Genomic DNA, 4,206 nt, shown 5'->3' with positions numbered 1-4,206 from the left:
ATTCCTTTGCTCGAGTGACTTTGACGGGTCTCTCGAAGAATCACGCGATGACCTTCAATCATTCGGCAACGACACGCCGGTACCGCTGATCAGGTCCGACTCGTACACCACTCTGCTGGACGCAACCGTGTGGTCGGGTAGTCGTGGCACCCGGTCGCCGGCCCACCCATAGGACCGGTCTGGCAACACTGGGAGCGGGGTTCAGCCATGAATAGTGACTTCGCTCCAGATGGGGCATCGAGTCCGACGGTGTTGTGCCCGCAGGGCCACGTCAATGCCTGGAACTACAAGTTCTGCGGCGAGTGTGGTGCTGCGATCGGGGTGGTGGCCTGGCCGGAGGAGCAGGTCGCTTCCTGTGACGTTCCGTCGTCACGGGGCCGTGTCGCGGTGACGGCCATCGCTGTGTCGGCTGTGGTGGCGATTGTGGTTGCGGCGGTCGTGGGGTTCCTCATCATGCGGCCGACGGCAGACGACGATGCCATGCGCCCTCGGGACGGATTCGGATCAGCCGTAACGGCTACTACGGCAGTGGTCACTACCTGTTCGGAAGGCCCCGTCGTGCAGGCGGAATCAGTCGATATGACGCCAGATGGGATGACGGTCAGCGCTGCGTTTCTGACGCCGTGCCCCGGAGGGGACACCGAAGCCGGTACCGGGGTGCGGATCACCGTTGCCGACGGGCAGCGTGACATCGCCGCGGGACTGTTCGACTTCTCGGCGCAGCCACTGAAGTTGCAGCCTGGAGCCACAGAGCATCGGAAGCTGGTGTTTCCGCACGGCATGTACTGGCGCACGCCCGAAATGTTCTCGGGTGCGCCGCAGCTGGTCTTGCATCCCAGCGACGAGGTAGAGGCGACCTCCGTGCGCTCGGGATCCGAGACGTTGGTCGCGGCTGCGCCGGCCAAGCCGGAGCACGGCAGCGTCGACGGTGTCGCCGAGGCCGTGCTGAAGGAGCTCCGCGACGCTGACTCCCACTATGTGAACGTCAGCGTCGCGAATCGCTGGGTGCCGCAAATCAGTTCGAAGAAGGCGGGTCTGGTGGTTGACGGAAGGACGCTGTCCAGTGCCGATGTGCTGCGGGATCACCTGGACTTGCGGCGCAAGTACAGCGGAGTGCGATTGACGCACTCAAGCCAGTGGACAACATTCAGTGCCCCCGACTGGTGGGTGACGGTCGTCGGCCTTCCGAAGCTATCTGCGTCCGAAGCCAATCGCTGGTGTAACACCCAGGGATTGGGCGTCAACGACTGTTTCGCCAAGTTCGTCAGCTCCTACTTCGGTGTCGAAGGCACCACGGTCTACAGGAAGTGAGTCAGGCGATGACTTTCTGCGTGTACTGCGGTGCACCGTTGACTGATGCCGGGCGCTGCAACTCGTGCGGTGCGGTAAAAGTCGGTCAGATCTGGCACGAGCCGGCGCACAACGTGACTGCCGGTGTTGCCGATGGCGGGACCGGGTGGCGACCCGATCCGACCGGACGGCACGAAGGGCGCTACTTCGTCAGCGGGCAGCCGACCGACCTGATCCGAGACGGAGGCGTCGAAGCGCTGGATTCACTGGGGAAGCAGCAGCTGGATCACAGTGTCGGTGAGCCGGATACGGCGTTTACGCCGGGCGGTGGTAAGCGTCGTCGGGCGTGGGTCGGGGTGGCGGCAGCGGCGTTGGTGCTGGCGCTGCTCGGCGGTGGTGTCGCGGCGTACGCGTACGTGAACCGGGACCGCACGACGGTCGACGACAAGTATCTGGTGGCGCTGAAGCAGGCCGGATTGTCGGGCGAATTCAACAGCGATGCCAACGCGGTGGCGCACGGCAAGCAGGTGTGCCGTTCGATGCAGGACGGTAGTCCCCAGCAAGGGATGCCGGCCGATGAGGTTGCGGTGCAGTACTTCTGTCCGCAGTTCGTTGAGGGCTTCCACGTGTTGGAGACGGCGGCCATCACCGGGAGCTTCACACTGAACGACGAGAATCCGAACAGGTATGCGCCGGCGATCGAGGTGAACGGGTCTTCGTGTACCGGCGCCGGCGGATACTCGGACGTGAATCCCGGAACGCCGGTGACGGTGAAGAACGGCAAGGGCGACATCCTCACGTCTACGTACCTGGAGCCCGGAAAGGGCGGCCGGTACATGTGCACATTCAGCATGACGTTTGAGGTCACCGAGGGGGAGGACCAATACGTCGTCTCGGTCGGTCGGCGAGGGGAATTGAGCTTCACATTCGACGAGCTGAAGGCCAATGGTGTTGCGCTGGTGCTGGGTTAGTGCCGAGATTGTTCTGCGGGTCGCGATCACCTGACGGCTGACGGTGTGTCGGTGCAGTCTCGGCGCAAGAGTGGGTAGGGGCGGACAGCCTACGGTGCGGCGAGCGCTCCACCATGTCGATGACCGCGCGGTTGAACGCGGCCGGTTCGTCGACGAACGGTTCGTGACCGGACTGGTCGAACCAGAGCAGCTGCTTCGACGGTGCTTCCAGCGTGTCGACGTAGGCGACGGTGGTGTCGGGCGGCACCCGGTGGTCACGGCGCCCGACGAAGAAGACGGCGGGCATGCGCAGGACGGGGAAGGTGGTGAAAAGTTTCAGTGCAGAGCCTTCGCGCCACATCGCGTGTCCATCGTGAACCGGAAGCCGCGGATCTGGCTGACCAGGTCCAGCGGCGAGGACTCCCGGCCGCCGCCGTACACCGTCCCGCGCAGCTTCCACATTGCCCGGGGCGACAGTTGCCCGTCGAGGCGCTGCAGCCAGATGCGTTCGCAGAAGACGCCGGCCGGCGGATACGGGGGCGGACCGATGACCCGCCAGCGCCTTCACGGCTCGGCGGTGGCCGCGCTGTTCGGCCGCGGCGAGTGCACAGGCGTACGAGGCGGATTGCGGCCGCCGCGTCGCCGATCTGGGCGGTGCCGAGGTAGGCCGCGACCCGTTCCGGATGCCGGTCGGCGTAGAGCACACCGAGTAGCGAACCCCACGAGTGGCCGTGCAGCACGACTTGCTCGCGGCCGACGTGGGCGCAGACCATCTCGACCAGGTCGTCGAGGTCGGTGAGGAACTGCTCGACGGTCATCGATGAGCGCGGCATGCCGCGGCGGAAGGACTTGCCGGCGCCGCGCTGATCCCAGTAGACGGCGGTGAATCGGTTCTCCGAGTTCCGAGTTGAAGTGACGGAGGAGACGGGTCTCGCTGAGGCCCGGCCCGCCGTGCAGGTGGATCAGCGGCGGGTTGGCCAGGTCGCGGCCGCGGATCAGCACCCACTGGTTGACACCGCCGAGCCGGCATTAGCCCACCTCGGCGACGCTTTGCGGGACGACGCTGCCGGCCGCGGTGCGGAATGGTTCGGTTCTGCCGGGGCCTCTCAGAGGTAACATTGTTCTCGGCGGCAGGCCTCGGCATTAGAGCCGAACGGCCTCGATGTCAGGGGTTGAATGTTCGCACGAGTTCGATCAACCAAGTCGGGGTCTGGGACCCGCGCCGTGAGCGATTGGTGCCGATTCATCAGTGCCGGTTCACTTTTCATCGATCCCGGCTCACCATGGCAGAACGCCTGGATCGAATCCTTCAGCGGCCGCCTGCGTGACGAATTGCTCAACTCCTCGGATGATCATCGAGGACTGGCGCTGCGACTACAACGCCAACCGACCCCACTCCGCCCACGGCGAACTCACCCCGGCCGAGTTCGCTCTACAGTGGACCACGACCCACCAACCCCAAGTCGCATAGCGACTGGACCACCAAACGGGTCCCCTCATCGTCATCCGCGTCGCGCGATAGGGGGCCTCAGCCGCAGGGTCGATGGAGGGATGTTTCATGGGGATCCCAGGGTTCCCGTCCCCATGCCGGCTGGGTGAGGGGTTCTACGAACTGCGACGCATGGGATCATGAAGCGCCCCAGGTTTGATGCCGCATCTTTCTGAGTTGGAAGGATGCAAACCATGCCGAAGAAGATCGACCCGAACGTCAGGGAGCGCTGTGTGCGGCAGGTGCTGGATACCTTGCCGCTGTACCCGTCGGTGACTGCCGCGTGTGAGGCCGTCGCGCGGCGTGAGGGCGTTGGGAAGGAATCGGTGCGCCGCTGGGTCGTGCAGGCCCAGATCGACGGGGGTCAGCGTCAGGGCGCTACGAGCGAGGAGCTCGCTGAGATCAAGGAGCTCAAGGCCAAGGTGCGCCGGCTTGAGGAGGATAACGAGATTCTGCGGCGGGCCTCGATTTTCTTCG

Annotated in this window: 5 protein-coding genes and 2 pseudogenes; 4 read left to right on the top strand and 3 right to left on the bottom strand. The window is 64.9% G+C overall.

The window, feature by feature from the left end:
• Nucleotides 1–324: 324 nt before the first annotated feature.
• Together ACXMYJ_RS28620 and ACXMYJ_RS28615 are read left to right on the top strand one after the other, a co-directional pair.
• Entirely contained in the window at nt 325–1,311 is a 987-nt protein-coding gene (locus ACXMYJ_RS28620) for a hypothetical protein (protein ID WP_460359485.1), read from the top strand.
• An 8-nt stretch (nt 1,312–1,319) separates the two neighbouring features.
• Nucleotides 1,320–2,261 carry a DUF732 domain-containing protein gene (locus tag ACXMYJ_RS28615; protein WP_460359484.1) on the top strand — a complete coding sequence of 314 codons (942 nt, stop codon included), beginning with the start codon at nt 1,320–1,322 and terminating at the stop codon, nt 2,259–2,261.
• On the opposite strand, the gene ACXMYJ_RS28610 is transcribed toward ACXMYJ_RS28615, so the two are convergent.
• From ACXMYJ_RS28610 to ACXMYJ_RS28600, 3 genes and pseudogenes are all read right to left on the bottom strand, one after another.
• Nucleotides 2,212–2,601, bottom strand: a complete 390-nt coding sequence (locus tag ACXMYJ_RS28610; RefSeq protein ID WP_460359483.1) for an alpha/beta fold hydrolase — start codon at nt 2,599–2,601, stop codon at nt 2,212–2,214. The genes ACXMYJ_RS28615 and ACXMYJ_RS28610 overlap by 50 nt on opposite strands.
• Nucleotides 2,577–2,702, bottom strand: coding sequence for a hypothetical protein (locus ACXMYJ_RS28605; RefSeq protein ID WP_460359482.1), 126 nt, complete (start codon nt 2,700–2,702; stop codon nt 2,577–2,579). Before ACXMYJ_RS28605 ends, ACXMYJ_RS28610 begins: the two co-directional genes overlap by 25 nt.
• A 245-nt stretch (nt 2,703–2,947) precedes the next feature.
• A pseudogene (locus ACXMYJ_RS28600) lies at nt 2,948–3,076 on the bottom strand (alpha/beta fold hydrolase); the annotation flags it as partial.
• Nucleotides 3,077–3,458: 382 nt separating this feature from the next.
• On the opposite strand from ACXMYJ_RS28600, the pseudogene ACXMYJ_RS28595 reads away from it, so the two are divergent.
• Both ACXMYJ_RS28595 and ACXMYJ_RS28590 read left to right on the top strand, forming a co-directional pair.
• Nucleotides 3,459–3,711: pseudogene (locus tag ACXMYJ_RS28595) on the top strand (integrase core domain-containing protein); the annotation flags it as partial.
• Nucleotides 3,712–3,923: 212 nt separating this feature from the next.
• A partial coding sequence (locus ACXMYJ_RS28590) for a transposase (RefSeq protein ID WP_460358857.1) occupies nt 3,924–4,206 on the top strand: 283 nt, incomplete at its 3' end.

This window comes from Mycobacterium sp. ZZG (assembly GCF_054786995.1).
This window is presented reverse-complemented; position numbering and strand designations above follow the sequence as displayed.